At 66.1% G+C, this 26,984-nt stretch carries 24 protein-coding genes; 15 read left to right on the top strand and 9 right to left on the bottom strand.

Features of this window, described 5'->3' with window-relative positions; genetic code table 11:
- Positions 1–42 precede the first annotated feature (42 nt).
- Positions 43–903 (bottom strand): sulfite exporter TauE/SafE family protein, encoded by an 861-nt coding sequence (locus ACFLEY_RS00985; RefSeq protein ID WP_060912816.1) that lies wholly within the window; start codon positions 901–903, stop codon positions 43–45.
- 102 nt (positions 904–1,005) lie between these two features.
- Between ACFLEY_RS00985 and ACFLEY_RS00980 the strand changes: the two genes are divergently transcribed.
- From ACFLEY_RS00980 to ACFLEY_RS00930, 11 genes are all read left to right on the top strand, one after another.
- Positions 1,006–1,911, top strand: a complete 906-nt coding sequence (locus tag ACFLEY_RS00980) for a LysR family transcriptional regulator (RefSeq protein WP_038965085.1) — start codon at positions 1,006–1,008, stop codon at positions 1,909–1,911.
- Between the two features lie 417 nt (positions 1,912–2,328).
- Positions 2,329–2,727, top strand: coding sequence for a succinate dehydrogenase, cytochrome b556 subunit (gene sdhC, locus ACFLEY_RS00975; protein WP_011083343.1), 399 nt, complete (start codon positions 2,329–2,331; stop codon positions 2,725–2,727).
- Entirely contained in the window at positions 2,724–3,128 is a 405-nt protein-coding gene (gene sdhD / locus ACFLEY_RS00970; protein ID WP_011083344.1) for a succinate dehydrogenase, hydrophobic membrane anchor protein, read from the top strand. Before sdhC ends, sdhD begins: the two co-directional genes overlap by 4 nt.
- A gap of 3 nt (positions 3,129–3,131) precedes the next feature.
- Complete coding sequence (gene sdhA / locus ACFLEY_RS00965; RefSeq protein WP_011083345.1) at positions 3,132–4,967, top strand: succinate dehydrogenase flavoprotein subunit; 1,836 nt, start codon at positions 3,132–3,134, stop codon at positions 4,965–4,967.
- Positions 4,968–5,074: 107 nt separating this feature from the next.
- Positions 5,075–5,857 (top strand): succinate dehydrogenase iron-sulfur subunit, encoded by a 783-nt coding sequence (locus ACFLEY_RS00960; RefSeq protein ID WP_011083346.1) that lies wholly within the window; start codon positions 5,075–5,077, stop codon positions 5,855–5,857.
- Between the two features lie 191 nt (positions 5,858–6,048).
- A complete protein-coding gene (locus ACFLEY_RS00955) occupies positions 6,049–8,202 on the top strand; it encodes a hybrid sensor histidine kinase/response regulator (RefSeq protein WP_060909684.1) in 2,154 nt (717 codons plus the stop codon).
- A 52-nt stretch (positions 8,203–8,254) separates the two neighbouring features.
- Complete coding sequence (locus ACFLEY_RS00950; protein WP_060909683.1) at positions 8,255–10,213, top strand: ABC transporter ATP-binding protein/permease; 1,959 nt, start codon at positions 8,255–8,257, stop codon at positions 10,211–10,213.
- Between the two features lie 240 nt (positions 10,214–10,453).
- Positions 10,454–11,278: an FkbM family methyltransferase gene (locus tag ACFLEY_RS00945; protein ID WP_060912815.1), complete on the top strand. Its 825-nt coding sequence runs from the start codon at positions 10,454–10,456 to the stop codon at positions 11,276–11,278.
- Positions 11,279–11,302: 24 nt separating this feature from the next.
- Entirely contained in the window at positions 11,303–11,689 is a 387-nt protein-coding gene (locus ACFLEY_RS00940; RefSeq protein ID WP_011083350.1) for a VOC family protein, read from the top strand.
- Positions 11,690–11,772: 83 nt separating this feature from the next.
- On the top strand, positions 11,773–12,015 hold the full coding sequence (locus ACFLEY_RS00935) for a hypothetical protein (protein ID WP_249163143.1): 243 nt from the start codon (positions 11,773–11,775) through the stop codon (positions 12,013–12,015).
- 186 nt (positions 12,016–12,201) lie between these two features.
- A complete protein-coding gene (locus ACFLEY_RS00930) occupies positions 12,202–14,439 on the top strand; it encodes an OmpA family protein (RefSeq protein ID WP_211433940.1) in 2,238 nt (745 codons plus the stop codon).
- A 191-nt stretch (positions 14,440–14,630) separates the two neighbouring features.
- Here ACFLEY_RS00930 and argG read toward each other — a convergent pair whose 3' ends face one another.
- From argG to ACFLEY_RS00900, 6 genes are all read right to left on the bottom strand, one after another.
- A complete protein-coding gene (gene argG, locus ACFLEY_RS00925; RefSeq protein ID WP_011083353.1) occupies positions 14,631–15,968 on the bottom strand; it encodes an argininosuccinate synthase in 1,338 nt (445 codons plus the stop codon).
- 93 nt (positions 15,969–16,061) lie between these two features.
- Positions 16,062–16,838: a phosphatase PAP2 family protein gene (locus ACFLEY_RS00920; RefSeq protein ID WP_060909681.1), complete on the bottom strand. Its 777-nt coding sequence runs from the start codon at positions 16,836–16,838 to the stop codon at positions 16,062–16,064.
- Positions 16,839–16,994: 156 nt separating this feature from the next.
- On the bottom strand, positions 16,995–17,489 hold the full coding sequence (locus ACFLEY_RS00915; protein ID WP_011083355.1) for a hypothetical protein: 495 nt from the start codon (positions 17,487–17,489) through the stop codon (positions 16,995–16,997).
- Between the two features lie 166 nt (positions 17,490–17,655).
- Positions 17,656–18,858, bottom strand: coding sequence for a 23S rRNA (adenine(2503)-C(2))-methyltransferase RlmN (gene rlmN / locus ACFLEY_RS00910; protein WP_060909680.1), 1,203 nt, complete (start codon positions 18,856–18,858; stop codon positions 17,656–17,658).
- 198 nt (positions 18,859–19,056) lie between these two features.
- Positions 19,057–19,719, bottom strand: a complete 663-nt coding sequence (locus ACFLEY_RS00905) for an invasion associated locus B family protein (RefSeq protein WP_011083357.1) — start codon at positions 19,717–19,719, stop codon at positions 19,057–19,059.
- Positions 19,720–19,835: 116 nt separating this feature from the next.
- On the bottom strand, positions 19,836–20,675 hold the full coding sequence (locus tag ACFLEY_RS00900; protein WP_060909679.1) for an SDR family oxidoreductase: 840 nt from the start codon (positions 20,673–20,675) through the stop codon (positions 19,836–19,838).
- A gap of 241 nt (positions 20,676–20,916) precedes the next feature.
- Here ACFLEY_RS00900 and ACFLEY_RS00895 point away from each other — a divergent pair, with 241 nt between their 5' ends.
- The 3 genes from ACFLEY_RS00895 to ACFLEY_RS00885 all read left to right on the top strand — a co-directional run bounded on the left by ACFLEY_RS00895 (position 20,917) and on the right by ACFLEY_RS00885 (position 24,424).
- Entirely contained in the window at positions 20,917–21,891 is a 975-nt protein-coding gene (locus ACFLEY_RS00895; protein WP_396604474.1) for an NADPH:quinone oxidoreductase family protein, read from the top strand.
- A gap of 631 nt (positions 21,892–22,522) precedes the next feature.
- Complete coding sequence (locus ACFLEY_RS00890; RefSeq protein ID WP_249163142.1) at positions 22,523–23,245, top strand: hypothetical protein; 723 nt, start codon at positions 22,523–22,525, stop codon at positions 23,243–23,245.
- An 18-nt stretch (positions 23,246–23,263) separates the two neighbouring features.
- Positions 23,264–24,424, top strand: a complete 1,161-nt coding sequence (locus ACFLEY_RS00885; protein ID WP_211433939.1) for a TAXI family TRAP transporter solute-binding subunit — start codon at positions 23,264–23,266, stop codon at positions 24,422–24,424.
- 69 nt (positions 24,425–24,493) lie between these two features.
- On the opposite strand, the gene ACFLEY_RS00880 is transcribed toward ACFLEY_RS00885, so the two are convergent.
- Positions 24,494–24,877 (bottom strand): YkvA family protein, encoded by a 384-nt coding sequence (locus tag ACFLEY_RS00880; RefSeq protein ID WP_028174925.1) that lies wholly within the window; start codon positions 24,875–24,877, stop codon positions 24,494–24,496.
- Between the two features lie 96 nt (positions 24,878–24,973).
- Positions 24,974–25,276, bottom strand: a complete 303-nt coding sequence (locus tag ACFLEY_RS00875) for a 4a-hydroxytetrahydrobiopterin dehydratase (protein ID WP_011083363.1) — start codon at positions 25,274–25,276, stop codon at positions 24,974–24,976.
- A 151-nt stretch (positions 25,277–25,427) separates the two neighbouring features.
- Here ACFLEY_RS00875 and ACFLEY_RS00870 point away from each other — a divergent pair, with 151 nt between their 5' ends.
- Positions 25,428–26,873, top strand: a complete 1,446-nt coding sequence (locus ACFLEY_RS00870; protein ID WP_060909678.1) for a TAXI family TRAP transporter solute-binding subunit — start codon at positions 25,428–25,430, stop codon at positions 26,871–26,873.
- Positions 26,874–26,984 lie beyond the last annotated feature (111 nt).

Raw genomic sequence — 26,984 nt, 5'->3', positions numbered from 1 at the left:
TGGATTGCTTCGCTGCGCCCGCAATGACGGAGCTCGTGGCGTCTACTGCCCGCCCACCAGGCTCATCACAAACCGGCTGCCGACAATAAACAGATAGCACCCGAACGCTGTCTCCAGCGTGCGCTTCGACATCGCATGCGCGGCTCTCACGCCGAGCGGCGCCGTAACCAAGCTCATCGGCATTACCAGCACGGCACCGATCAGCGAGACATAGCCGAGCGCGAACGGGACTTGCAGCGCTGCGACGGCCGGGTAGCTCGCCGCCGCCGGCCAGCCGGCATAGATGTAGCCGAGCGCGCCGGGGATCGAGATCAGCACCGCGAGCGCCGACGACGTCGCGACCGCCTGATGGATCGGCCGGCCGTAGAAGGTCATCAGCAGATTCGAGAACAGGCCGCCGCCGATGCCCATCAGCGTCGACAGGATGCCGACGCAGAAGCCGTAGATCCGCATCACCGGACCTTTCGGCAGGTCGTCGCCGAGCTTCCAGGTTTCGCGCGCGAAGATCAGCCGCACGGCGGCCGACCAGGCGACGCAGACGAACACGATCTTGAACAGCCGCTCCGGCGCGTGGCGCGCGACCACGCTGCCGGCGACGACGCCGATCACGATCGGCAGCCACCAGACGCGCAGGATCGCCATGTCGACGGCGCCGCGCTTGTAATGCGCCTGGAACGAGCGAATCGAGGTCGGGATGATCACCGCAAGCGAGGTGCCGACGCAGAGCGGCATGCGCACCTCGAGCGGCACGCCGGCGATGCGGAAGCATTCGTAGAACACCGGCACGAGAATCGCGCCGCCGCCGATCCCGAACACACCGGCCAGAAATCCCGAGAGCGCACCCGTTGCGATCAGCAGCAACGCGAGCTCCACGATCTCCTTGATATCAAGTCCCGCCATCAGCACGTCCAAAGCCTGTTCTCAACGACAGGGATAGACCCTTTCGCATTGCGCGACTATCGGCGAAGCTGGATAGACTATCTTGCTGAAAACGGAAGGATGGCCATGGACCAGCTCGCGGCGATGGCGACCTTTGTCCGGGCTGTCGACAGCGGCAGCCTGTCCGCGGCGGCGCGGTCGTTGCCGAGCTCGCTGACGGCAGTGAGCCGGCAGATTTCGGCGCTCGAACAGCATTTCGGCACGCGCCTGCTGGTGCGTACGACGCGGCAGCTGGCGCTCACGGACGACGGCCGCATGCTCTACGAGCGCGCCAAGTCGATCCTCGGCGAGGTCAAGGAGATCGAGGAGGCGCTGGCGGGAAGCCGCCGCGAGCCGTCGGGGCGCCTGCGCGTGAGTGCGCCGACATTGATGGGGCGCCTCCTGATCGCACCGCTGCTGGGCGACTTTCTGCACGCCTGTCCCTCGCTGTCAGTCGATCTGCTGCTGGTCGATCGCAACGTCAACCTGATCGAGGAGGACGTCCATCTGGCGCTTCGCGTCGGGCGCATTCCCGATTCCCAGCTCGTGACGCGGAAACTCGCGGAGGTGCAGATGATCCATTGCGCCTCGCCTGGCTACCTCGCGCGCCGCGGCGAACCGCAGAGCCCGTCCGATCTGCCGCGGCATGATTGCCTGGTGTTCTCCGATGCGCCGGGTGCAGCGACCTGGCGATTCGGCCGCGACGCGAAGGGCGGATCGCGAATCAGGATAGCGGGACGGCTCTGGGTCAACAGTCTCGACGCGCTCGCCAGCGCCGCGGAGAACGGCGCCGGCATCGTCCGCGTGCCGTCATGGCAGGTGGAAAGGCAACTTGCCGAGGGGCGCCTGCGTCGTCTGTTGCGTGAGCATGAACCTGCTCCGGCTCCGCTCCACGCGCTCTATCAGCCGTCGCGCCTGGGGTCGGCGAAGATTCGTGCATTCATCGATTTCCTGGTCGAGCGATGGCGCGGCAGCGATCCCCTCGGACGCTGATTCCTGCGGCGGGGTGGGATGCAGGCCGCGCATATCCACCCGTCAAACGAAAAATCGGTGCGCACGGCGGAAATCGAAATTGCCTCGCCGGCGATTCGTGCCGACGTGGGCGTCATGAACTGACTGGTTCGAACTCTGGCTGGCCCGCGGCGGCTTAGAGCCGTTCCAATAGTAATTTCAATGTGCCTCGGCCGTCGCCACAAAAGGTGAATATATATTCTATTCTTTGTCGGCACACCATTGCTCTGGTATACCAAGCCCCTGATTGGCCTTGTTTCATCAACGCTGTAGCGCTGAACCACGGTTCGATTTATGGCGATTTGGTGATTGCGCCGGCCAAATCGACTCCGTAAATAGAGCCGACCTTTCGCGATCCCCGCGCGCCCCCTGCTGGGCCGCTACACAACATCAAAGCCCATGACCGCACGGATCGAACGACCGCTTTCACCACACATGCAAGTCTACCGCTGGACGTTGACGATGGCGCTGTCCATCGTCCATCGCGCCACCGGTATCGCCCTCTATGCCGGAACCCTGCTGCTGGCCTGGTGGCTGATCGCGGCGGCCTCCGGCCCCGCCGCCTATTCCCATGTCCAGGCCTTCACCGGCAGCATCATCGGCCGGCTGATCGTGTTCGGCTACACCTGGGCGCTGATGCACCATATGCTGAGCGGCATCCGGCACTTCGTCTGGGACCTCGGCTACGGCTTCAAGGCCAATGAGCGCGAAGCGCTGACCTGGGGCGCGCTGATCGGCGGCATCGTGCTGACGGTGCTGATCTGGATCGTCGCCTACGCGATCGGAGGTGGACGATGAGCGCAACCGATACGCCGAAGCGCAGCATGCGCACCCCGCTCGGCCGCGTCCGCAATCTCGGCGCGGCGCATTCGGGCACGTCGGACTTCTGGCGCCAGCGCATCACCGGCGTCGCGATGGTGCTGATGATGATCCCGGTGATCGTGATCATCGTGATGCTGTTCGGCCGCAACCAGGCCTTCGTAGCGCAGACCATCGGCTCGCTGCCGATCGCCATCATCATGCTGCTCTTCATCTTCGCCAGCGCCTGGCACATGAAGATCGGCATGCAGGTGGTGATTGAGGACTACGTCCATAACGAGAAGCTGAAGCTCACGGCGATCATGCTCAACAACTTCTTCTCGATCGCCGTGGCACTCGCCTCGACCTACGCGATCCTGAAACTTTCATCCGGAGTGTAACCCATGGCCAACGAGACGAATGGCAAGGGCAACGGCGCTCCCGCCACCAACGGAAAAGCCTATCCCATCGAAGACCACACCTATGACGTCGTCGTGGTCGGCGCCGGCGGCGCGGGACTGCGCGCCGTGGTCGGCTGCAGCGAGGCGGGCCTGCGCACGGCCTGCATCACCAAGGTGTTTCCGACCCGCTCGCACACGGTCGCGGCGCAAGGCGGCATCTCCGCCTCGCTCGGCAACATGCACAAGGACGACTGGCGCTGGCACATGTACGACACCGTGAAGGGGTCGGACTGGCTGGGCGACCAGGACGCGATCGAATACATGGTGCGCAACGCGCCCGACGCGGTCTACGAGCTCGAACATTGGGGCGTGCCGTTCTCGCGCACCGAGGACGGCAAGATCTACCAGCGCCCGTTCGGCGGCATGACGTTGGACTTCGGCAAGGGTCAGGCGCAGCGCACCTGCGCCGCCGCGGACCGCACCGGCCATGCCATGCTGCACACGATGTACGGCCAGTCGCTGCGTCACGCGGCCGAATTCTTCATCGAGTTCTTCGCCATCGACCTGATCATGGACGACCAGGGCACCTGCCGCGGCGTCATCGCGCTCAAGCTCGATGACGGCACGCTGCATCGCTTCCGCGCCCAGACCGTGATTCTCGCGACCGGCGGCTACGGCCGCGCCTATGCCTCCTGCACCTCGGCGCACACCTGCACCGGCGACGGCGGCGGCATGGTGCTGCGCGCCGGCCTGCCGATGCAGGACATGGAGTTTGTGCAGTTCCATCCGACCGGCATCTACGGCTCGGGCTGTCTCGTCACCGAAGGCGCGCGCGGCGAAGGCGGCTATCTCGTCAACTCCGAGGGCGAGCGCTTCATGGAGCGCTATGCGCCGTCGGCCAAGGACCTCGCATCGCGCGACGTCGTCTCGCGCGCAATGACCATCGAGATCCGTGAAGGGCGCGGCGTCGGCAAGAAGAAGGACCACATCTTCCTTCATCTCGACCATCTCGATCCCGCGGTGCTGGCCGAGCGCCTGCCGGGCATCTCCGAATCCGCGAAGATCTTCGCCAATGTCGACGTGACGCGCGAGCCGATCCCGATCGTGCCGACCGTGCACTACAACATGGGCGGCATCCCGACGAACTATCACGGCGAAGTGCTGACCAAGAAGGACGGCGACGACAACGCCGTCATCCCCGGCCTGATGGCGATCGGCGAAGCGGCCTGCGTCTCCGTGCACGGCGCCAACCGTCTCGGCTCCAACTCGCTGATCGACCTCGTGGTGTTCGGCCGCGCCGCCGCGCTGCGGCTGGCCGAGAAGCTCACGCCCAACGCCAAGCAGCCCGAGCTGCCGGCGAACTCCGCCGAGCTCGCGCTCGGCCGCCTCGATCATTACCGCTACGCCTCCGGCGGCACGCCGACCGCAAAGCTGCGCGAAGGCATGCAGCACGTGATGCAGAGCAACTGCGCCGTGTTCCGCACCGGCGAAGTCCTGAGCGAAGGCCAGAACCTGATCGAGAAGGTCCACAGCGGCATCACCGACATCGCCGTGTCCGACCGCTCGCTGGTGTGGAATTCGGACCTCGTCGAGACGCTGGAGTTCGACAATCTGATCGCGCAGGCGGTGGTGACGATGAACTCGGCCGCCAACCGCACCGAGAGCCGCGGCGCCCACGCCCGCGAGGATTTTTCCGAGCGCGACGACAAGAACTGGATGAAGCACACGCTGGCCTGGCTGGACGATGCCGGCAAGGTCAAGATCGAGTACCGCCCGGTTCACGACTACACCATGACCAACGACGTGCAGTACATCCCGCCCAAGGCGCGCGTGTACTGATCGAACAGCAGCCGTCATTCCGGGGCGATGCGCAGCGTCGACCCCGGAATCTCGAGATTCCGGGTCTGGTCCTTCGGACCATCCCGGAATGACGAAAGGTTAGAGCAATGGTTGAATTCGCACTTCCGAAGAACTCCAAGATCACCGGCGGCAAGACCTGGCCGAAGCCCGCGGGCGCGACTGACGTTCGCGAATTCCGCGTCTATCGCTGGAATCCGGACGACGGCAAGAATCCGAGCGTCGACACCTACTACGTCGACACCAATGATTGCGGTCCGATGGTGCTGGACGGCCTGATCTGGATCAAGAACAACATCGACCCGTCGCTGACCTTCCGCCGCTCCTGCCGCGAAGGCGTCTGCGGCTCCTGCGCCATGAACATCGACGGCCAGAACACGCTGGCCTGCACCCGCTCGATGCACGACGTGAAGGACGGCGCGGTGAAGATCAATCCGCTGCCGCACCAGCCGGTCGTCAAGGACCTGGTTCCCGACCTCACCAATTTCTACGCGCAGTATGCCTCGGTCGAGCCGTGGCTGAAGACGACCTCGCCGACACCGCAGAAGGAATGGCGCCAGAGCCACGAGGACCGCGAGAAGCTCGACGGCCTCTACGAGTGCATCCTCTGCGCCTGCTGCTCGACCTCATGCCCGAGCTATTGGTGGAACAGCGACCGCTATCTCGGCCCCGCCGCGCTGCTCCAGGCCAACCGCTGGGTCTCCGATTCGCGGGACGAGGCGACCGGCGAGCGGCTCGACAATCTCGAGGACCCGTTCCGGCTCTACCGCTGCCATACCATCATGAACTGCGCCAAGGCGTGCCCGAAGGGCCTCAACCCGGCGGAAGCCATCGCCGAGCTCAAGCTCAAGATGGTCGAGCGGCAGATCTAGACCTGATTCATGCTTCGATCCCCGGCCGAGATGGCCGGGGCCTGCTGCGGCCGGCGTCAATTTGAGTAGATTTTTCCGCCAACCCGCGCCGCGGGCGATTATCTGGAATTGCAACCACCGGTTCCGGTCATAAGCGGCTTCCTTCCCAGCGGGAAATTCAGTTAAGCTCGGGTCCAGGGACCGGAGCGACTGTGCAGGGTGCGCAACGCAATTCGCTGAAGCTGTTGCAGTGGATGATGGCGGCATCCCTGGCATTGCCGATTGCCCTGTTCGCGATCGCCGCCACGATCTCCTACACATCGACCAAAGATATCGCCGACCGCGAGATCGAGCGCACCCTCGACGTCGCGCATGAGCACGCGCTCAAGGTGTTCGAGACCATCGACCGCAGCCTTGCCGAGCTCAACGAGGTCGTGCGCGGCCTCCCCGACGACCTCATCCGCGCGCGCGAACCGGCGCTGCACCGCCGCCTGAAGCGGCTGGCCGATTCGCTGCCGCAGCTCAAATCGGCCTGGATCTTCGATGCGAACGGAAAGGCGCTGGTCAACAGCCTCGCCTCGCCGCCGCCGGAGCTGAGCTTCGCGGACCGCGACTACTTCTACGCCCATGTCGACCAGGCCATCGGCACGTTCATCGGCATGCCCCTGACGCCGCGTCCGCCCTATCAGGGTGCGCGCTTCTTCGGGATGAGCCGCCGCCGCGACTCCGACGACGGCAGCTTCATCGGCGTGATCCAGGCCTCCGTCCTGCCGGAATATTTCGAGAGCTTTTACGCCAGGATCGGCTCCGATCCCGGCAGCTTCTTCGCGATGGGTCGCGCCGACGGCGTGGTGCTGGCGCATTTTCCGCGGCTCGACCGCGACCTCCGGCTCGATCCAGGCGGGCCGGTCGGCCGCCAAATCGCCGCGCACCCCGCGCACGGGCTCATGACCATCGCCTGGCCGTCAGACGGGATCGAGCGCCGGCTCGGCTACAGGCGCATCGCCGAATATCCGATCTATGTCAGCGCGGGGCTCGAGACCTCGGCGATCCGCGCGCGCTGGCTCGCCACAATGGGCCAGCATCTGGTGTTCGGCGTTCCCGCGACCGCACTGCTGTTCCTGCTGCTCGCGTTCGCCTTCCGGCGCACCCAGCATCTCCAGACCGAAGCCGCAAAGCGGCGCGAGGCCGAGGAGGCGCTCAAGCACAGCCAGCGCCTGGAGGCGCTCGGCCAGCTCACCGGCGGCGTCGCACACGACTTCAACAATCTGCTGACCGTGATCCGCGCCTCCGTCGACCTCTTGAACCGGCCGCAACTGACGGAGGAGCGGCGGCAGCGCTACATGACCGCGATCGCGGATGCGGTCGCGCGCGCCGCCAGGCTGACGTCGCAGCTCCTCGCCTTCGCGCGGCGCCAGACCCTGAAACCGGAGGTGTTCGACGTCGGCGAGCGGATGCAGTCGCTGCACGACATGCTCGCCACCTTGCTGGGACCCGCGATCGAGATCGCGACACAGCTGCCGGCCGAGCCGTGCCTCGTCAATGCCGATGCCAGCCAGTTCGAGACGGCGCTGATCAACATGGCGACCAATGCGCGCGATGCCATGCAGGGCAAGGGCCGGATCAGCTTCAAGGTCGAGGTGGCGACGACCGTTCCGGACACACTAGCGCATCTTCCGGGCGGTCATATCCCTGACAGCAATGGCTTCGTCTGCGTCGTCGTCAGCGATACCGGAATCGGCATTCCGGCCGCGCGCCTCGGGCGCATCTTCGAGCCGTTCTTCACCACCAAGCAGGTCGGCCACGGCACGGGTCTTGGCCTTTCCCAGGTGTTTGGCTTTGCCCGGCAATCCGGCGGCGAGGTGACGGTCACCAGCGAAGTCGGCCAGGGCAGCACCTTCTCGCTCTATTTGCCGCGCGTGCCGGCGGACCTGCTGCCGCAGCAGCAGGCGCCGAACACCGCACCGGCGCTGCCGGGCAGCGGCATGTCGGTGCTGGTGGTCGAGGACAATATCGAGCTCGCCAATTTCGCCGCCGATGGGCTCACCGAGCTCGGCTACAGCATCACCCTGGTCGACAACGCCGCCGACGCGCTCGCCGAGCTGGTCGTGGACACGGATCGTTTCGACGTCGTGTTCTCCGATGTGGTCATGCCCGGCATGACCGGGCTCGAGCTGGCGCGGGCGATCCGCGATCGCGGCATCGGCGCACCGGTCGTGCTGACCACCGGCTACAGCGAGGCGCTGGCGCAGGACGGCAGCGACGGTTTCGAACTCGTGCAAAAGCCCTATTCGATCGAGGAGCTGTCGCAGATCCTCCACAGAGCCGCGCGGCTGCGGCGGGTACGCGGTGGCGCGGCCGAATAGCCCGGCCTCGGAACCGCTGGGAACCGACTGATTTCCCTTGCGTTGTCCGGCCATGCAAAAACCGGCCGGGAAGCGCGAACAGGGCAAGAAGCCGCCCATCATCGAAATCGAGGGCGAGACTGGCGAGGACGTGGCTCCGCCCCCGCCCGAGGAGCTCGAAGCCGATCCCGAGCTGTCACCTGAAGAGGCCGAGCAGGCGCGCAAGGATTATCTGCTGACCCGCTTCTGGATCAGCGCGCGCGGCTTCTGGGGCCGCAACGGCGATCGCCTCGCCTGGCCGTTCTCGATCGGCCTCGGCATGCTGATCGTCCTCACCGTCGCCTTCCAGTACGGCATCAATGTCTGGAATCGCGCGATCTTCGACGCCATCGAGAAGCGCGATGCGGCCAGCGTGTTTCATCTCACCGCGGTGTTCTTTCCACTCGCGATCGGCAGCATCGTGCTCGGCGTGGCCCAGGTGTTCGCGCGGATGAGCATCCAGCGGCGCTGGCGGGCCTGGCTCACGGCAAGCGTGCTGACGCGGTGGCTCGCCAACGGGCGATACTACCAGCTCAACCTCGTCGGCGGCGACCACAAGAATCCCGAATACCGGATCGCGGAGGATCTGCGCATCGCGACCGATTCGCCGGTCGATTTCCTCGCCGGCGTCACCTCGGCACTGCTGTCGGCGGTGACCTTCATCGTCGTGCTCTGGACCATCGGCGGCGCGCTCACGATCGCGCTGGGTGGATCGACCATCACCATTCCCGGCTTCCTCGTGATCGCCGCGATCCTCTACGCCGCGATCGCATCGAGCTCGATCGTGGTGATCGGCCGCCGCTTCGTGCAGATCTCCGAAGACAAGAACCAGGCCGAGGCCGATTTCCGCTACACCCTGACGCGCGTGCGCGAGAACGGCGAGAGCATCGCGCTGCTCGGCGGCGAGGAGGAGGAGCGCGGCGGCATCGACCGCAATTTCACCAACGTGCTGCGGCAATGGGCGCGGCTCGCCGGCCAGCACATGCGCACCACGCTGGTGTCACAGGGATCGAACCTCGTTGCACCGGTGGTGCCTCTGCTGCTCTGCGCACCCAAATTCCTCGACGGCAGCATGACGCTCGGGCAGGTGATGCAGGCGGCCTCCGCCTTCACCATCGTGCAGGGCGCGTTCGGCTGGCTGGTCGACAATTATCCGCGGCTGGCCGACTGGAACGCCTGCGCGCGCCGCATCGCCTCGCTGATGATGTCGCTGGACGGCCTCGAGCGCGCCGAGCAGGGCGACGGCATCGGCCGCATCAAGCGCGGCGAGACCAGCAACGAGGCGATGCTGGAGCTGAACGACCTCTCGGTCACGCTCGACGACGGCACCGCCGTGGTCGGCGAGACCGAGGTGGTGATCGAGCCCGGCGAGCGCCTGCTGGTCGCCGGCGAATCCGGCACCGGCAAGAGCACGCTGGTGCGCGCCATTGCGGGGCTGTGGCCGTGGGGCGGCGGCAGCGTCAATTTCCATCCCGACCGGCGGCTGTTCATGCTGCCGCAGCGGCCTTACGTGCCCTCCGGATCCCTGCGCCGCGCGGTCGCCTATCCCGGGGCCGAAGACGACTGGACCGTCGACGAAATCGGAGAAGCCCTGCACAAGGTCGGCCTCGACCATCTCAAGGAGAAGATCGAGGAGGAAGGACCGTGGGATCAGACGCTGTCCGGCGGCGAGAAGCAGCGCCTCGCCTTCGCTCGGCTCCTGCTGCACAACCCCGACATCGTCGTCCTTGACGAGGCGACCTCGGCGCTCGACGAGAAGAGCCAGGACAAGATGATGAAGATGGTCACCGACGCGCTGCCGAAGGCGACCATCGTCAGCGTCGCGCACCGCGTCGAGCTGGAAGCCTTCCACAGCCGCAAGATCGTGCTGGAGCGGCGCAAGGGCGGCGCCAAGCTCGTCAGCGACATCGACCTGATCCCGCGCAAGGGCCGGCGCAGGCTGCTCGGCCGCTTCCTGCGCCCGCGCAAGCCAGCGCCGACAAAGGCGGCGTGAAGCACTTCTCTCTCCCTCGTCGTCCCGGACAAGCGCAGCGAAGCGGAGCGCCGATCCGGGACCCATACCCACAGGGAGAGATTTGGCGAAGACTCGGAGTGGGAGTTTGGCGTCACGACTCCTCCCTGGGGTTACGGGTCCCGGGCTCGCTTCGCGCCCCGGGACGACACCGGTGATCGAGCGTTGGAGTCCCCGGCAAAACCGGCTATGCATGCGCCGCTTGCAACGAGGACCGCCTGCTTGACGACCGACAACGCCCCTTCGTCCGCGCCGTTCGGCACGTTTGCGCCGAATGCAGCGCAGGCCGCGATCATTCGCCTCGCGACGCAATCGGGGCTGAAGCGCGGCGCGTTCCGGCCCTGGCTGTCGCGGCTGGTCAATCTGCTGCGCGGCGGTCCGGTCGACGTGCAGTATCAGGGCGCCTCGTTCCGCTTCTACCACCAGGGTAGCGCGACCGAGCGCGGCGCGCTGTTCAACCCCGACTACAATCTCGACGAGCTCGACTTCCTGCGCCAGCACACGCCGGCGGGCGGCGTGTTCGTGGACGTCGGCGCCAATGTCGGCACGTTTGCCCTGGTGATGGCGCGGCAGGTCGGGCCCGCAGGCAAAGTGATCGCGATCGAGCCGCATCCGCTGACCTTCGGACGTCTCTCCTTCAACCACGCCGCCTCGAAAGCGACGCAGGTCCGCCTGGTGCAGGCCGCAGCAGGCGACAGCGACGGCGAGCTGATGATCGAGAGCGGCGGCGGCAATCTCGGTGCCACCCACGTCGTCACCGGCACGGCCGGCGCCGATGCGATCAAGGTCCCGTCGCTGCGCTTGATGCGCATTCTCGACGAGGCCGGCGTCACGCAGGTCGACGCGCTCAAGATCGACGTCGAAGGCTTCGAGGACCGCGTGCTGACCGGCTTCTTCCGCGACGCGCCGCAAGCGCTGTGGCCACGCGCGGTGGTGATCGAGCATCTGTCACAAAAGGAATGGCAGCAGGATTGTATTGCCGACATGGTCGCGCGCGGCTTTACGATCGCACGCAAGACACGAAGCAATACGTTCCTGTCACGCTGACAGGGGCGAACAACGGAGGTTGCGATGATCGACCATTTGGGTTTCTCCGTCTCCGACTATGAGCGCGCGAAAGCGTTCTATGCCAAGGCGCTGGCGCCGCTCGGCTACAGCCTGATCATGGAGGTCACGGCGGAGCAGACCGGCCACGATCCGGCCGCCGGCTTCGGTGCCGACGGCAAGCCGGATTTCTGGATTGGCGGCGAAGGCGCCATGAACAAGCCGGTGCATGTCGCGATCGCGGCAAAGGACCGCGCCACGGTCGACGCCTTCTACAAGGCGGCAATCGCGGCCGGTGGCCGCGACAACGGACCGCCCGGCATCCGTCCGCACTATCATCCGAATTATTACGGCGCCTTCGTGCGGGACCCGGACGGCCACAACATCGAAGCCGTCTGTCACGCGCCCGAATAGGCGCGCCCCGCGACGACGCGGCAAGGAACATCGGCGCGGCATCGTCGTTGTTGTCCTCCGGACAACCGAACTCGATGATGCCGATGCCGATCGAACCGCCTGAGATTCCGCCGGCAACACCGGGGACTCCCACCGAGCCGCCGCCTGGAATTCCGCCGGGCAATCCTCAGCCCGAAATCACGCCGCCGGTGCACGAGCCCGGCGAATCACCGCGGCCCGACGAATTGCCGGGCCGCATGCCTGAAGAGATTCCATCGCGCGGGCCGAACGGACCGCTCACTCCCGGTCCTGCGACGGACGCAGCTCCGCAGCGGGATCACACATGAGGCGAACCATCACATGTGAGGCGATTGCAACCCACGCCTGAATGCGCAATGAACATCGGCATAATGAGGTGATTTGCGTGCAGAAATAAATCGGGCCGCGCCCGCTTCGCCCGCCACAATGCGGCCTAACGCGTAGCTGTTCATCCCACCACTTCGTCAAAGAACCTTCCGGGGAAGTTCACCACTATGACCAATCTTCGTTTCGTGCTGCTTGCCACCACGGCTCTGACCGCGATGCAATTGGCAAACACCGCATCGCATGCGCAAGGCGCTTCGCCGCTCGTGGTCGCGCAGGCCCAGCCTCAAGAGACGGGCCCTGACGGAAAACCGAAGCAGCCGCCGAAGGGACCGCCAGGGGCTGCGCCGCCTGCTGCGCCCGCGCGCCCGGCCGCTCCGCCGCCCGCCGCTGCGCCGCCGCACCCGCCCGCTGCGCCTCCGCCGGCCGCCGCGCCGCCGCGCCCCGCGGCGCCTCCGCCGCCTCCGCCTCCGCCTGCGGCACGTCCGGCTCCGCCGCCCCCGCCACCGCCGCCTGCAGCTCCGAAGCAGCCTTCGCCGCCTCCGGCCGCGGCCCCGCAGCAGCACGCCCCGACACCGCCGCCTCCGGCTCCGCCCGCAGCACGTCCGGCGCCCACGCCACCCGCGCCGCCGCCCGCCGCAGCTCCACAGCACGCGCCGCCGCCTCCGCCTCCTCCCGCGGCACGTCCGACTCCGACACCTCCGCCGCCGCCTCCTGCAGGCCCCGCGGCGCGGCCCACGCCTGCGCCCACAGCAACGCCAACGCCCGTGGCTCCTCCGCCCGCAGCGCCGACGGCCCGCCCCGGCTCGCCTGCGCCGGCAGCCACTCCCGCTCCGACGCCGACACCCGCACCGACAGCAACACCTGCGCCGACCGCGACGCCGGCTCCGGGCAGCACGCCCGGCGCTCCGCCGGCCGGACGCCCCGGTGCACCGCCGCCCGGCGTACGGCCCGGTTCGCCCCCGGCTGCAGGATCACCGCCAGCTCCAGGCGCTACGCCCGCTCCAACGACCACGCCGGCACCCGGCGGCACCGCGACGCCGCCATCCGGACGTCCGGGTCCTGCACCGACGCCCGCGCCCGGCACGGCGACCCCGGCTCCGACGGCAACGCCGGCCCCCGGCGGCGCTCTGACGCCGCCGCCCGGACGTCCCGGTGCGGGACCGACGCCAGGACCTCAGGGTGGAACGCCGCCCGCCGGCGCGCCTGCTGCCGGAACTCCGGCTGCGACGCCCCAGGCCGGCGGCCTCCCGGCCCGGCCCGCGGCTCCTGCCGGTGCCGCAGCGCCGAGCACAGTCCCGGGCTCGGCGGCCGCAACGCCGCCACCCAACAGGGCGCAATTCGCTCCGCCGACGGTTACGCCTGCCTTCCAGGCCGCGCCGACAGTCGTCGCACCGCTGCCACCTCCGCCGCGTCCGCCGCAGCGTGACCTGACGCCGCTCGCGATCGGTGCGGGCGTCGTGGCCGGCGCCGTGATCGGTGCGACCATCGCCGACCTGCACAACCAGCGACGCGAGTCCATCGAAGGCGGCCGCACCGTCTACACCGAGCCGGATCGCATCATCATCCGCGATCCCGGCGGGCAGGCCTACGTCCGCGGCAACGATCTCTATCGCTTCCGCTATGGCGCCCGCGACATCCGCACCGACACCGTCGGCGGCGATACTCGCACCGTCGTGATCCGTCCCGACGGCAGCGAGATCATCACCGTGGTCGCTCCCGACGGTCGGTTGCTGCGGCGAATTCGCAGGGACCCCGGCGGGCGCGAGCTCATCATCATCGACAACAGTTACCGCGATCCGCAGTCGGTCGGCGGCTTCTATGTCGACGCGCCGCCGCCGGTCGTGAACATTCCCTACGATCGCTACATCGTCGACGCGGAGGAGGCGTCGCCGGACGTGATCTACCAGACCATGGAGGCACCGCCGGTGCAGCGGATCAATCGGCGCTACACGCTCGACGAGATCCGCTACAGCCCGAATATTCGCATGCAGATGCCGAGCATCGACGTCAACACGATCACCTTCGAGACGGGTTCGTGGACGATCCCACCGGATCAGGCGGCGAAGCTGCAAGTGATCGCCGACGGCCTCAACCGTGCGATCCAGGCCAACCCGCGCGTGGTGTTCCTGATCGAGGGACATACCGACGCGGTCGGCAACGAGGTCGACAATCTGTCGCTGTCGGACCGCCGCGCGCAGTCCGCGGCCGAATTGCTGACCCAGCAGTTCGGTGTGCCTGCGGAGAACCTGACGTCGCAGGGCTATGGCGAGCAGTACCTGAAGGAGCAGACGCAGGGGCCGAGCGCGATCAACCGGCGCGTCACCGTCCGCAACATCACGCCGCTGCTCAACGGCGGTCAGGCCTCGCTGCCACCGCCCCCGCCCGGCACCGCGCCGCCGCGGTAACGGCACACACAAACGCAAAATGGCCGGGCGAAATCCCGGCCATTTTTGTTTTCGTTGTTGCGCGCGACGTTGCGGCACATCGCGCAATCGTAGGGTGGGCAAAGGCGCGCGAGCGCCGTGCCCACCACTATCTCGGACGTGGAAGGATGGTGGGCACGCTTCGCCTTGCTCACCCTACGGCTACGACTATCTCAGCCCTTGTCGTTCTCCAGCCGGAAGATCTGCGAGCCTTCGCTGCCCGAGAGCAGGCCAGTGTCCGTATAGAGCTTCAGCTTGGTCCGCGTGTCGGCGATGTCGAGGTTGCGCATGGTGAGCTGGCCGATGCGGTCGGCCGGCGTGAAGGCGGCATCCTCGACCTTCTCCATGCTGAGCCGCTCCGGCGCATAGGTGAGGTTGGGGCTCTCGGTGTTTAGGATCGAATAATCGTTGCCGCGGCGCAGCTCGAGCGTCACCTCGCCGGTGACGGCGCGCGCGACCCAGCGCTGCGCGGTCTCGCGCAGCATCAGGGCCTGCGAATCGAACCAGCGGCCCTGATAGAGCAGGCGGCCGAGACGCATGCCGCTGATGCGGTACTGCTCGATGGTGTCCTCGTTGTGGATGCCGGTTACGAGGCGCTCATAGGCGATGTGCAACAGCGCCATGCCGGGCGCCTCATAGATGCCGCGGCTCTTGGCCTCGATGATGCGGTTCTCGATCTGGTCGCTCATGCCGAGGCCGTGGCGGCCGCCGATCGCATTGGCTTCGAGGAACAGCGCGACGGGATCGGTGAAGGTCTGGCCGTTCAGCGCGGTGGGCTGGCCTTCTTCGAAACGCACGACGACCTTCTCGGCCTTGACGTTGCAGTCCTCGCGCCAGAACGGCACGCCCATGATCGGGTTGACGATCTTGATGCCGCTGTCGAGGCTCTCGAGATCCTTGGCTTCATGCGTGGCGCCGAGCAGGTTGCTGTCGGTCGAGTACGCCTTCTCGGCGCTCATCTTGTAGGCGAAGCCCTGGGCGGTCATGAACGCCGACATCTCGGCGCGGCCGCCGAGCTCGTCGATGAACTGCTGGTCGAGCCAGGGCTTGTAGATGCGCAGGCTCGGATTGGTGAGCAGGCCGTAGCGATAGAAGCGCTCGATGTCGTTGCCCTTGAAGGTCGAGCCGTCGCCCCAGATGTTGACGCCGTCCTCCTTCATCGCCGCGACCAGCATCGTGCCGGTGACGGCACGGCCGAGCGGCGTGGTGTTGAAATAGGTGATGCCGCCGGTCGAGATGTGGAAGGCGCCGGACTGGATCGCGGCGATGCCTTCGTGGACGAGCTGCGTGCGGCAATCGACCAGCACGGCCTTCTCGGCACCGAATTCCTGCGCCTTGCGCGGGATCTCGTTGTAGTCGGCTTCATCGGGCTGGCCGAGATTGGCGGTATAGGCGTAGCAGCGCGCGCCCTTCTGCTTCATCCAGAGCAGCGCCGCGCTGGTGTCGAGGCCGCCCGAAAACGCGATGCCGACTTTCTCGCCCTTGGGCAGGCTCTTCAGGATCGTGGTCATGGGGCTTCCAATCGGGTCTCAGGGGGCTGATGGCGGTTGCGGATTGACCGGGCGAATATCAAATTTCGCAGGGCTCGGCACGCATTTAATGGCTCAAACTGACAGCTCGGGGCCGGTCTTGCGGCCGAACAGGCGCTGGCGGAGCCGGTAGGCGGGCATGTTCAGCCGGGTCAGGACGGCGTCGACCGCCTGGTCCGAAAACCGCGTCCGCGGCCAGCGGTAAATCATCGCGTAGGCGAACCAGATCACGACGAAGGTGACGAGGCCGGCGATCGACACGTCGGTGAAGAAGTGCCCGCCGAAGGCCATGCGCAGCCCGCTGGTCACAAGGCCGAAGACGACCGCGCCGGCATAGGCGAGCGGGCGCCACGCCGGCGGCGCCAGCGCTGCCGGGGCCAGCGTCCAGAACGCGGTCGCGCCCTCACCCGAGAAGAACGAGCAGTTGCGCACGCAGCCACCGCGCGGATCCCACCACGGCACGAACTGCTGGTCGCCGGCAAACTGCGTCACCACCACCGGGCGCGGACGGCCCCAATAGGTCTTGAAGGTGAGGTTGGTAAGGATTCCGGCCGACAGGATGATCGTCACCAGCAGGAACACGATCGCGCGCCCCGACACCATCAGCGGCCGATCGGGCCGGATCATCTTGACCACAAGCGCCACCAGCGAGGGCAGCACGAACGCCCAGGCGATCCACATCGCCGCGTCACGCGCGACGCCGGCCCAGCCGCTCGATTTGAGCGGAAACGTCTTCGTCTCGGGATCGAAGAACAGCGCGGCGAGCTTGAGATCGAGTTCGGGATAGAGGCCGAAAACGACACCGATCACGAGCCACAGCGCCAGGGCGATGAAAAGTCCAGTCCGGTTCATGCCGCGCGGTTTAGCGGAGTGGGGCGGGGATGAAAACCCTTTCACCGTCATTCCGGGGCGGCTCGCAGAGCCGAACCCGGAATCTCGAGATTCCCCGGTGCGCAATTGCGCACCTGAGGTCTGGTCCTTCGGACCATCCCGGAATGACAGCGCCAGTCACCGCGCATCGGGCCTCGACTGCGACGGCAGCGGCGGAGGCGGCTTGCGCGGGGGTGGCGGATTGCGCCAGGCGCCGGCGTTGCGGCCGGCGATCAGCCAGTAGACCACGCCGGCCACGATGCCGGCGCCGGTCATGATCTCGAGGTGACGCCGCACGACGCCTTCGAACTGCAACGTGTCGGAGTGAAAGGGAACGAGGCCGAGGTAGCAGGCGAGCCCCACAACGCCGCCGCCGACGGCGTAGGCCAGTGCGCTGCGGATGTAGAGCGCTTCAGTGATCGCGACGATCACCGCCGCCGGCACCAGCGCAAAGCCGGAGACGAAGATGAAACCGAATCCGAGCAGGATGTCGATCGCGCCTTCATCGACGGGGCCTGCGCCGAGATCGGCGAATTCCGGAAACAGCAGCGCGACGACGACGATCATGCCGCCGACGAAGCAGGCGGCGAGAAAGCCCATGAAGATGACGACGAGGCGGCCGATCAGGGACATCTGATGGCCCTGTTGAGTGTCATCGTCATTCCGGAGCGGTGCGCAGCACCGAATCCGGAATCTCGAGATTCCGGGTTCGCGCTACGCGCGCCCCGGAATGACGGCTCATAAACGCAGATGGTCGGATCAAGCCCAGGCATGACGAGAGTGCACGAGGCACGCATCCTCAATCCGTCATCGCCATGGCGCGCAGCGTCTGGCGTTCGCGGGCCGAGAGCTTTTCGGTTTCCGACTTGAGCTGGCCGCAGGCGGCGAGGATGTCGCGGCCGCGCGGGGTTCGCACCGGCGAGGAATAGCCGGCGTTGAAGATGTATTCGGAGAATTTCTCGATCTGGTCCCAGTCCGAGCATTCATAGGCGGTGCCGGGCCAGGGATTGAACGGGATCAGGTTGATCTTGGCGTGAATGCCCTTCAGCAGCTTCACCAGCAGCTTTGCATCGTCAAGCGAATCGTTGACGCCCTTGAGCATCACATATTCGAAGGTGATGCGGCGGGCGTTCGAGGCGCCGGGATAGTCGCGGCAGGCCTGAAGCAGCTCCTTGATCGGATATTTGCGGTTGAGCGGCACCAGCTCGTTGCGCAGCTCGTCGCGCACCGCGTGCAGCGAGATCGCGAGCATCACGCCGATCTCCTCGCCCGCGCGCACGATGTTCGGCACAACGCCCGAAGTCGACAGCGTGATGCGGCGGCGGGAGATGCCGATGCCTTCGTTGTCGCCGACGATGAGCAGCGCATCGCGCACCGCATCGAAATTGTAGAGCGGCTCGCCCATGCCCATCATCACGATGTTGGTGACGCGGCGCGTACCGTCCTCGCGATCGGCCCAGTCGTTGAGGCGATCGCGTGCGACCATCACCTGTCCCACGATCTCGCCGGCGGTGAGGTTGCGCACCAGGCGCTGCGTGCCGGTGTGGCAGAACGAGCAATTCAGGGTGCAGCCGACCTGCGAGGAGACGCAGAGCGTGCCGCGATCGGTCTCGGGGATGTAGACGCACTCGACTTCATGCGCCTTCTCGACATTGTCGCCGCTCGGCAGCCGCAGCAGCCATTTGCGGGTGCCGTCATTGGAGATCTGCTCGGCCACGACTTCGGGCCGGTCGACGGTGAAATGCTGCGCGAGCTCGGCGCGAATGCCCTTCGAGACCGAGGTCATCTCGTCGAAATTCTGGGCGCCACGGAAATACATCCAGTGCCGCAGCTGCTGCACGCGCATCTTGCGCTGCGCAGGCGCGACGCCGATCTCGCCGAGGCGATCGGCAAGCTCGTTGCGCGACAGGCCGATGAGCGACGGCTTGGCCGGCGGCACATAGGTTTCGAGCGGAGTCTTCTCCACCAATATTGCGTTGTGCGGCTCGGTCGTCGGTTGCATGGAATGGACCTAATGGCTTGGTCGTTCCGGGATGGTCCGAAGGACCAGACCCGGAACCTCGAGATTCCGGGTTCGCGCTTCGCGCGCCCCGGAATGACGGAAAAACTTGGAACCGCCCCTATATAGCAACCGGAACGGCCGATTGCGACCGTGATACCGCTTGCAGCCTTGACGCCCGCAATCTTACCGTCGGCAGTCTTACCGTCGGCAGTCCTGGGCGATCTTGTCGAGCGCCTGGGCGAGGCCCTTCAGCGAAAACGTGTCGGTCGTCTCCGTCCCCTTGGCCGAGATGCCTTTGACCACGAGATCGGCGGATTTGCGCATGGCTTCGACCATCCGCTCCTCCTCGGCCGCGTTCTTGATCCAGAGGCCGTCGCCCTGCGTGTACATGGCGAAAGCGGCGCCGCCGACCTCGACAGACGATTCCGATCCCGGCTTCAACGCGTAGCCGATCATGACAGAGACTTCGTTGTTCACCTTCTCGGCAGGCCGGGTCGAGACGAAGGCATAGGCGGGATCACGCGGCCGGTTCGGCGGATTGGTCTTCGACGACGACGGTTTGGCCAGCGCAAAGCAGACCTTCTTGCCGTTGGGCGTGGCCGAATAGGCGCCCCAGGTGCCGAACTGGCCGATCAGGGTCGGCTCCGCGCCGCCCGCAACCGCCGCAGCCGGGCCCGCCGGCTTGCTCTCGGGCTTCGCTGCCGTCTTTGCGGTCGTATTGGCCGCCGGCGCAGCCGCTTTCGGTGCGGCCTCTTTGGGTGCGGACTTGGGCGCCGGTTGCGCCGTCTGAGCCCGCGCGGAATCAGTGATTCCCCACGCCGTCACGCCGGCCGTCAAAGCCAAAAATAGCACCCGCCACATGCTGGAGTGGTTCCCTCAATATTGTGACTGGAAGATGGCCCGGCCGCGCTTTGTCCCCGCGGCAGGGATAACCGGGAAAGTTCAATTTGGGAAGGCAGTTAGCGGGTTGGCAACAGCTAACCCCGGGATCGCGCGGCACGCTGGTCGGCCCATTGCGCGTCGGTCCAGCCAAGCAGGTCTTCGGCGCCGGAACTGCGCAGATGCGCGCCGCCGTCAATCACCACCATCTCGCCGTTGATGTAGCCGGCGCGATCGGAGACCAGGAAGCTGGCGAGATCGGCAAGCTCGCTGTGGTCCCCGGTCCGGCCGAGCGGGTTGCGCGCGGTCCAGCCGTCGTCGCGGCCTTCGAGGCGGAGCTGCCCCGATGCGCCGGCGGTCGGGAACGGACCTGGCGCGATCGCGACGGTACGGATGCCCTTCGGACCCCACTCCACTGCAAGGCTTTTGGTCATCGCCAGCAGCGCCGACTTCGCCATCGCCGACGGCACGGTGAAGGCGCGGCCGGTGATGGTCGAGGTCGAGAGGATCGAGAGCACGACGCCGGCATGCCTGCCGTCGATCCAGCGTTTGCCGGCGGCGAGCGTGCAATACATCGCGCCATGCAGCGTCGGCGCCAGGATCGCATCCGCGGCGCGGAAGGACAGATGCTCGCTCTGGGCAATGAAGGTCGCCGCGGCATTGTTGACGAGAATGTCGAGCGGCGCCTCGCGCCAGATCGCGTCCATCATGCTCTCGACGGCGGCGCCGTCGCGGATATCGCAGGCGATCGTGGTGACCTTGCCGCCGCTCTGCGCGCGCATCTCGGCTGCAGTCGTTTCAAGCCGATCGAACTTGCGGCCGCAGATCACGAGCTCGGCGCCGAGCGCGAGGAAACGTCGCCCCATCGCGGCGCCGAGGCCCGAGCCGCCACCGGTGACGAGAATGCGCTTGCCTCTGAGCAGACCCGTTTCAAACATCGTTTGAATCCTTCATCTCCTTCTTGTTCCGTCATTGCGAGCGCAGCGAAGCAATCCAGACTATTTCCGCAGGACGGATTCTGGATTGCTTCGCTGCGCTCGCAATGACGCAAGGATAGGCCTGCGCGCTCCCTTAGACAAAGAATCCGGATTGTAGGGCCGCGCTAAATCCGGCAGAAACGGGCCAACTATAATTCCACCTCGAAACGCCCAAGACTTCGCTTCTCAAGAAGGTGTCGCCATGAAAGCCATTCTCTGCACGCAATATTGCCAGCCCGACGATCTCGTGCTCGCCGAGGTGCCGGATCCGGTGGCAGCTCCCGGCGAGGCCGTGATCGCGATCAAGGCGGCGGCGCTGAACTTCTTCGACATCCTGATGATCCAGGGCAAGTACCAGATCAAGCCGCCGTTCCCGTTCTCGCCGGCCGCCGAAGTCGCGGGCGTAATCGAGAGCATCGGCCCCGGCGTGACCGACCTGAAGGTCGGCGATCGCGTGGTCGCCTCCTGCGGCCACAACGGCGCGCGCGAGAAGATCGCGCTGCCGGCGGCGTCGATCGTGAAGATCCCTGACAATCTCGACTATGACCGCGCGGCCGGCATCATCATCATCTACGGCACCGCGCTGCATGCGCTGGAAGATCGCGCCAGCCCCAAGCCTGGTGAGACGCTCGCGGTGCTCGGCGCGGCCGGCGGCACGGGCCTCGCCGCCTGCGAGCTCGGCAAGCTGATGGGCCTGAAGGTGATCGCCTGCGCCTCGTCGGACGAGAAGCTCGAATTCGCGAAAGCCCATGGTGCCGAGCTCACGCTGAACTACGGCAAGGAAGATTTGAAGGAAGGCCTGCGCAAGCTCACCGGCGGCAAGGGCGTCGACATCATCTTCGATCCGGTTGGCGGCGCCTATGCCGAGCAGGCGCTGCGCTCGATCGCCTGGGAAGGCCGCTTCCTCGTGATCGGCTTTGCCGCCGGCGACATTCCGAAGATGCCGCTGAACCTCGCGCTGCTGAAAGGCTGCGACATCCGCGGCGTGTTCTGGGGCGCCTGGACCCGGCTCAATCCCGCCAAGAACCGCGCCAATCTCGAGAAGCTCGTGAAGTGGACCGCGGAAGGCAAGATCTCATCGCACGTCGATCGCACCTTCCCGCTGGCACAGACCGCGGACGCGCTGAAGGTGCTCGCGGGACGCCAGGCCATGGGCAAGGTGATCTTGCATCCGTGACGGTGCAGGCGACGGCGCGACGCCGCCGCTACGCACACACCTGTCATCGCATGTGAATTTCACGAGGATTGTCCGCGGGCTTGCTTCGCCTCTCCCGCTTGCGGGAGAGGCCGACGCGCCCCGGGCGATGCGAAGCATCGTCCCGAGCGCGGCGGGTGAGGGCTCTCGCCACACAGGGACATCCTCCGTATTCCCTGGCAATCCCGCCGCGGAGACACCCCAACCCAAGCCCTCCCCCGCAAGCGGGAGAGGGAGCCCAGCGCCGATGCCGCCGCACGGTAGCGCCTTCGCAACCACCATCGCCAAAATTGCGGTGCACTCCGCCGCGCCGCCCGAATCAAACCCAAATTTTTCCCGATTCGCCCCAACCGTTGTCGCTTTTTGGGCTGATTCAAATTGCGATTTACCGGTTCCAGTCTGCAGGGCGCTCCTGGACAAAAACAAGAAAACTAAAACCGGCACTGCCCCGCGTTGTGTCAGTATTGGGGGAAGCATCACCATGGAGACGACGGCATTCCGTCCGTCCTGGGGGTCGAGAACGCTCGACTCCGAACAAGCGGCATCACATACGTCCACCGCATCCTACATTCGTGCGCGCGCTGAACGGACCGATCCTTCATCGCACGATCCTATGCCACTGTTCTTGTCCGATCCGCTCAGCGCGCCGGATCCACGGGAATTCGCGCCATTGGCCGTGCGCACCAGGACCAGAATCGTCCGGCGCATTCTCGCTGCCGTCCTGGCCGCGTCGGTCATCGCGGTCCCGATTGCGCTGTTTTGGTCCGACATCAACCGGCTGCTCACCGTCAACGGCGCGTCGTGGATCGGCGCGGCCGCGAACGAGGCCGCGGCTCCCGCCAATCCGCCCGCCGCACGGCAGGGTCCGGTCAAGGATGCCGCGCGTGTGACCAACACGATGCTGGCGAGCGGAGACGCACAGGATATTGCCGCACCGGCGACGCCGAGCCGCGAGGCGATCGCAACCGCCTATCAGAGCGCGCTACAGGCTCAGGCACCCGCGCCCGTACCGACACAAGTCGCCGCACAGCCCGCGCCACCGCCGCCAGCCAAGAGCCTCGACGCCGACACGTTGGCCGGCTTGATGGCGCGCGCCAAGAGCCTGATGACCATCGGCGACATCGCCGCGGCGCGTCTGCTGCTCGAGCGCGCGGCGAATGCGCAGGATGCGACGGCGGCTTTCCTGCTGGCGCAGACCTACGATCCAGCCGTCCTGGGCACCAAGGACACGCGGAGCATCACCGCCGACGCCGGCGCCGCACGCGACTGGTACCAGCGGGCCGCCAGCCTCGGATCGGCGGAGGCACGACGGCGGCTCACCCAGCTCTCGAACTAGAACTCTTCAGGGGACATCATGCGTAACGTTTTGGGAATGGCGCTTGCCGCCATCATGACCATCTGTGCCTTCGCAGCGCGCGCCGATCAGACCGAATACGATCCGGCCAAGGTCTCGGACAGTCTGAAGGCCATCTTCCAGTTCGGCTCGACCTCGACCAAACAGGCGCTCAACGCCAACACCGTCACGCTGATAACAGGCACGATCGGCGGCACCTATGTGCAGTTCGGCGCCGACCTCGCCTCCGTGCTCGACGACGGCAACAAGATCCGCGTGCTGCCGATCGTCGGCCGCGGCTCGGTGCAGAGTGTCGCCGACATTCTGTTCCTGCAAGGCGTCGATCCCGGCGTCGTGCGGGCCGACACGCTCGACTATCTCGAGCGCAAGGGCTTTGCCAAGGACATCAAGAAGCAGTTCACGTATGTCACCAAGCTCTACAATGAAGAGATGCAGGTGATCGCGCCGCGGTCGATCGCAACGCTGAAGGACCTCGAGGGCAAGAAGGTCAGCGTCGACCTGCCCAATGGCGGCACCTTCGTCACCGCGCTCACCGTGTTCGAACGGCTCGGGATCAAGGCGAACTTCGTCTATGTCGAGCAGCGCATCGCGATGGAAAAGCTGAAGGCCGGCGAGATCGACGCCGTGATCGTGGTCGGCGGCAAGCCGTACAAATCGGTCTCGACCTTCGGCAATGACGGCCGCTTCCATCTCGCGAAGGTCGACTATGCAAAGCCGCTCCAGAGCGACTATCTGCCGGCGACGCTGACCGCGAAGGACTATCCGAACCTGATCAAGGAGGGCGAGAGCGTGGACACGATCGCCGTGCCTGCGGTGCTCGCGGCCTACAACTGGGCGCCCAACACCGAGCGTTATCGCAAGCTCGCACTGTTCGTGGACGCGTTCTTCACGAAATTCCCCTCGCTCCAGAACCCACCCTTCCATCCCAAGTGGAAGGAGGTCTCGCTCGCCGCGCCCCTGTCAGGCTGGAGCAGGCTGCCGGTGGCGCAGCAATGGCTCGACAAGCACGGCGTCGAGCCGGTGACGCGCCAGCGCTTCGAGGCGTTCCTGAAGCAGAGCCCCGCGGCCGCACAGGTGTCCGACGCGGACAAGGAGACCTTGTTCAAGCAATTCCAGGCGTGGGATGCGGAGAAGGCGCGGGCGCAGGCGGAGAAGAAGTAGCTCCCTCGGCGTCGTCCTGGCGAAAGCCAGGACGACACGGAGGATGTGGCGACGAGGCGTTGCCAGCAACTACTCTCCTGCCTCCACCTCGTCCACGCCCCGCTTCAGCGCGGCGCGGGCGGCTTCGCGGTGCTCCGTCGTGATGTGGCTGGCGACCATGCGGATGGCGGTGGCGAGCACGGCGGCGTCGTCGGTGAAGCCGAGGATCGGCATCACGTCGGGGACGAAATCGAACGGCAGGATGAAATAGGCGATCGCCCCCAGCAGCGACGCCTGGACATGGCGCGGCGTCTGCCGGTCGAACGCGCAGTAGTAGGCGGCGAGCAGGTCTTCGGCGAACGGCAGATGCGCGGCGACGCGCTTCAGCTTGCGCCAGAAGCGGCGGCGAACGCTTTCACGATCTTCCGCGAGCCGATCGGCCGGCTCGAAGCCGACGCTGTGTTCGGCAGCCATGCTCCAAAACTCCCCGTTCAGCCCGGAGCGGCGGATCGCCGCATCCCCTGCTGATCACAATCACAAGATGGGGATGCAGCCGGTCGCTGCAAGACGTCAGCCCGGTGTAAGCTTGGCGATGGCGTTCATCGCCCTGGCGAGCTCGATGTCGAGCGCTGTGACGCCGCCGGCGTCATGGGTCGACAGCACCACCTCCACGGTCTTGTAGACATTGCGCCATTCGGGGTGATGATCCATCTTCTCGGCAACCAGCGCTGCACGGGTCATGAAGCCGAAGGCTTCGTTGAAATCCTTGAAGACAAAGGTTTTCCCGATGGCGTCGCGGCCCGAAACCTCGGTCCAGTCAGGGATTCCGCCCAGCGCCTGCTTGCGCGCCTCCGTCGTCAGCCGTTCTGCCATGATCGTCTCCGTGCTTCAGGGGAACTTTACCCTAACACCGTGCTTACGCCCGGGTTCACGCGGGATATGCCCCATCCGCTAACCATGACGGAGATGTAACCCCGCCGGACAAGAAATTTGCTACAATTGCGGGCGTAAATCGCCGGCGAAGATGAAACTGAGCCTCAAGCGCCTGTTCGGGAGATCGATGACCGGGGGATTGGACCTGGCCGAAACGCCCTCTCCGCCTTCGCCGCGATCAGCGGCGCGGAAGACGGCGCTCGTGTCTCTGGCGCTGGTGCTCGCAATCGTCGGCGCGCTTGCCGGCGGCTATTATTTCGCGATGCGGCCGGTGGCGCTGAAGATCGCGGTCGGTCCCCCCAATAGCGACGACATCAAGGTCGTGCAGGCGCTGACGCAGGCCTTCTCGCAAAACAAGAGCTATGTGCGGCTACGTCCGATCCAGACCGACGGCGCCACGGCCAGCGCCGAAGCGCTTGCGGAGGGCAAGGTCGATCTTGCCATCGTACGCGGCGATGTCGACGTGCCGAAGAACGCGCAAGCGGTCGCGACCCTGCGCAAGAACGTCGTGGTGCTGTGGTCCGTCCCCGGCAAGGGCAAGAAGAAGGGCGCCAAGATCACCAAGATCGCGCAGCTCGCCGGCCATCGCGTCGGCGTGGTCGGCCGCACGCAGGCCAACGTCAACCTGCTCAAGGTGATCCTCCAGCAATACGGCGTCGATCCCGCCAAGGTCGAGATCATACAATTCCCGGCCAATGAGGCCGCCGAGGCAATCAAGGCCCAGAAGGCCGATGCCTATCTCGCGGCCGGCCCCGTCAACAGCAAGATCACGTCGGATGCGATCGCCGCCTCCACCAAGGATTTCGGCGCGCCGACTTTCCTCGCGATCGATTCGGCGGATGCGATCGCGCAGAATCATCCGGTCTATGAAGCGGCGGAGATTCCCGCCGGCACCTATGGCGGCTCGCCTGACCGACCGGAGGACGAGGTCAAGACCATCAGCTTCGCGCACCACATCGTGGCGCGCAAAGGCGTGTCCGAAACCACCATCGCGGCGTTCACGCGCCAGCTCTTCGCCGTGCGCCAGCAACTGGTGACGGAATTCCCGCTCGCCGCCAAGATCGAAACGCCCGACACCGACAAGGATGCCGTGATCCCCGTGCATCCCGGTGCCGCGGCCTTCGTCGACGGCGAGGAAAAGACCTTCCTCGACAGATACAGCGATTACATCTGGTGGACCCTGATGGCGCTCTCCGCCATGGGTTCGATCGGCGCGTGGTTTGCGGGCTATCTGAAGAAGGACGAGCGCGACAACAACAGCCATCTGCGCGATCGCCTCCTCGACATGATCGCGGCGGCGCGCAAGAGCGAGACCATGGACGAGCTCGACCAGATGCAGACCGAGGCCGACGAGATCCTGCGTGACACGCTGCACTGCTACGACCACGGGGCGATCGAGGAAGGTGCGCTCACCGCGTTCAACATCGTGCTCGACCAGTTCCACGCCGCGATTGCCGACCGCAAGGCCGTGCTGTTCAGCATGCCGCAAAACCCGCCGCGCGCCGGCGCGCAATTCCGGGCCGCCGGCAACGCGTAAACGGTTGCGCGCGTAATCGCTGCGTCACATTGTCTCAATATAGACTTTACCGTCATTCCGGAGCGCGCGAAGCGCGAATCCGGAATCTCGAGATTCCGGGTCCGGTCCTTC

The organism is Bradyrhizobium sp. YCK136, assembly GCF_044570075.1.
GTDB lineage: Bacteria > Pseudomonadota > Alphaproteobacteria > Rhizobiales > Xanthobacteraceae > Bradyrhizobium > Bradyrhizobium diazoefficiens.
This window is presented reverse-complemented; position numbering and strand designations above follow the sequence as displayed.

Coding starts and splice junctions, on each gene's coding strand:
- ACFLEY_RS00980 (WP_038965085.1), top strand. CDS start 1,006: ATGGACCAGCTCGCGGCGATGGCGACCTTTGTCCGGGCTGTCGACAGC.
- sdhC (WP_011083343.1), top strand. CDS start 2,329: ATGACCGCACGGATCGAACGACCGCTTTCACCACACATGCAAGTCTAC.
- sdhD (WP_011083344.1), top strand. CDS start 2,724: ATGAGCGCAACCGATACGCCGAAGCGCAGCATGCGCACCCCGCTCGGC.
- sdhA (WP_011083345.1), top strand. CDS start 3,132: ATGGCCAACGAGACGAATGGCAAGGGCAACGGCGCTCCCGCCACCAAC.
- ACFLEY_RS00960 (WP_011083346.1), top strand. CDS start 5,075: ATGGTTGAATTCGCACTTCCGAAGAACTCCAAGATCACCGGCGGCAAG.
- ACFLEY_RS00950 (WP_060909683.1), top strand. CDS start 8,255: ATGCAAAAACCGGCCGGGAAGCGCGAACAGGGCAAGAAGCCGCCCATC.
- ACFLEY_RS00940 (WP_011083350.1), top strand. CDS start 11,303: ATGATCGACCATTTGGGTTTCTCCGTCTCCGACTATGAGCGCGCGAAA.
- ACFLEY_RS00935 (WP_249163143.1), top strand. CDS start 11,773: ATGCCGATCGAACCGCCTGAGATTCCGCCGGCAACACCGGGGACTCCC.
- ACFLEY_RS00930 (WP_211433940.1), top strand. CDS start 12,202: ATGACCAATCTTCGTTTCGTGCTGCTTGCCACCACGGCTCTGACCGCG.
- argG (WP_011083353.1), bottom strand. CDS start 15,968: ATGACCACGATCCTGAAGAGCCTGCCCAAGGGCGAGAAAGTCGGCATC.
- ACFLEY_RS00920 (WP_060909681.1), bottom strand. CDS start 16,838: ATGAACCGGACTGGACTTTTCATCGCCCTGGCGCTGTGGCTCGTGATC.
- ACFLEY_RS00915 (WP_011083355.1), bottom strand. CDS start 17,489: ATGTCCCTGATCGGCCGCCTCGTCGTCATCTTCATGGGCTTTCTCGCC.
- rlmN (WP_060909680.1), bottom strand. CDS start 18,858: ATGCAACCGACGACCGAGCCGCACAACGCAATATTGGTGGAGAAGACT.
- ACFLEY_RS00905 (WP_011083357.1), bottom strand. CDS start 19,719: ATGTGGCGGGTGCTATTTTTGGCTTTGACGGCCGGCGTGACGGCGTGG.
- ACFLEY_RS00900 (WP_060909679.1), bottom strand. CDS start 20,675: ATGTTTGAAACGGGTCTGCTCAGAGGCAAGCGCATTCTCGTCACCGGT.
- ACFLEY_RS00895 (WP_396604474.1), top strand. CDS start 20,917: ATGAAAGCCATTCTCTGCACGCAATATTGCCAGCCCGACGATCTCGTG.
- ACFLEY_RS00890 (WP_249163142.1), top strand. CDS start 22,523: ATGCCACTGTTCTTGTCCGATCCGCTCAGCGCGCCGGATCCACGGGAA.
- ACFLEY_RS00885 (WP_211433939.1), top strand. CDS start 23,264: ATGCGTAACGTTTTGGGAATGGCGCTTGCCGCCATCATGACCATCTGT.
- ACFLEY_RS00880 (WP_028174925.1), bottom strand. CDS start 24,877: ATGGCTGCCGAACACAGCGTCGGCTTCGAGCCGGCCGATCGGCTCGCG.
- ACFLEY_RS00875 (WP_011083363.1), bottom strand. CDS start 25,276: ATGGCAGAACGGCTGACGACGGAGGCGCGCAAGCAGGCGCTGGGCGGA.
- ACFLEY_RS00870 (WP_060909678.1), top strand. CDS start 25,428: ATGAAACTGAGCCTCAAGCGCCTGTTCGGGAGATCGATGACCGGGGGA.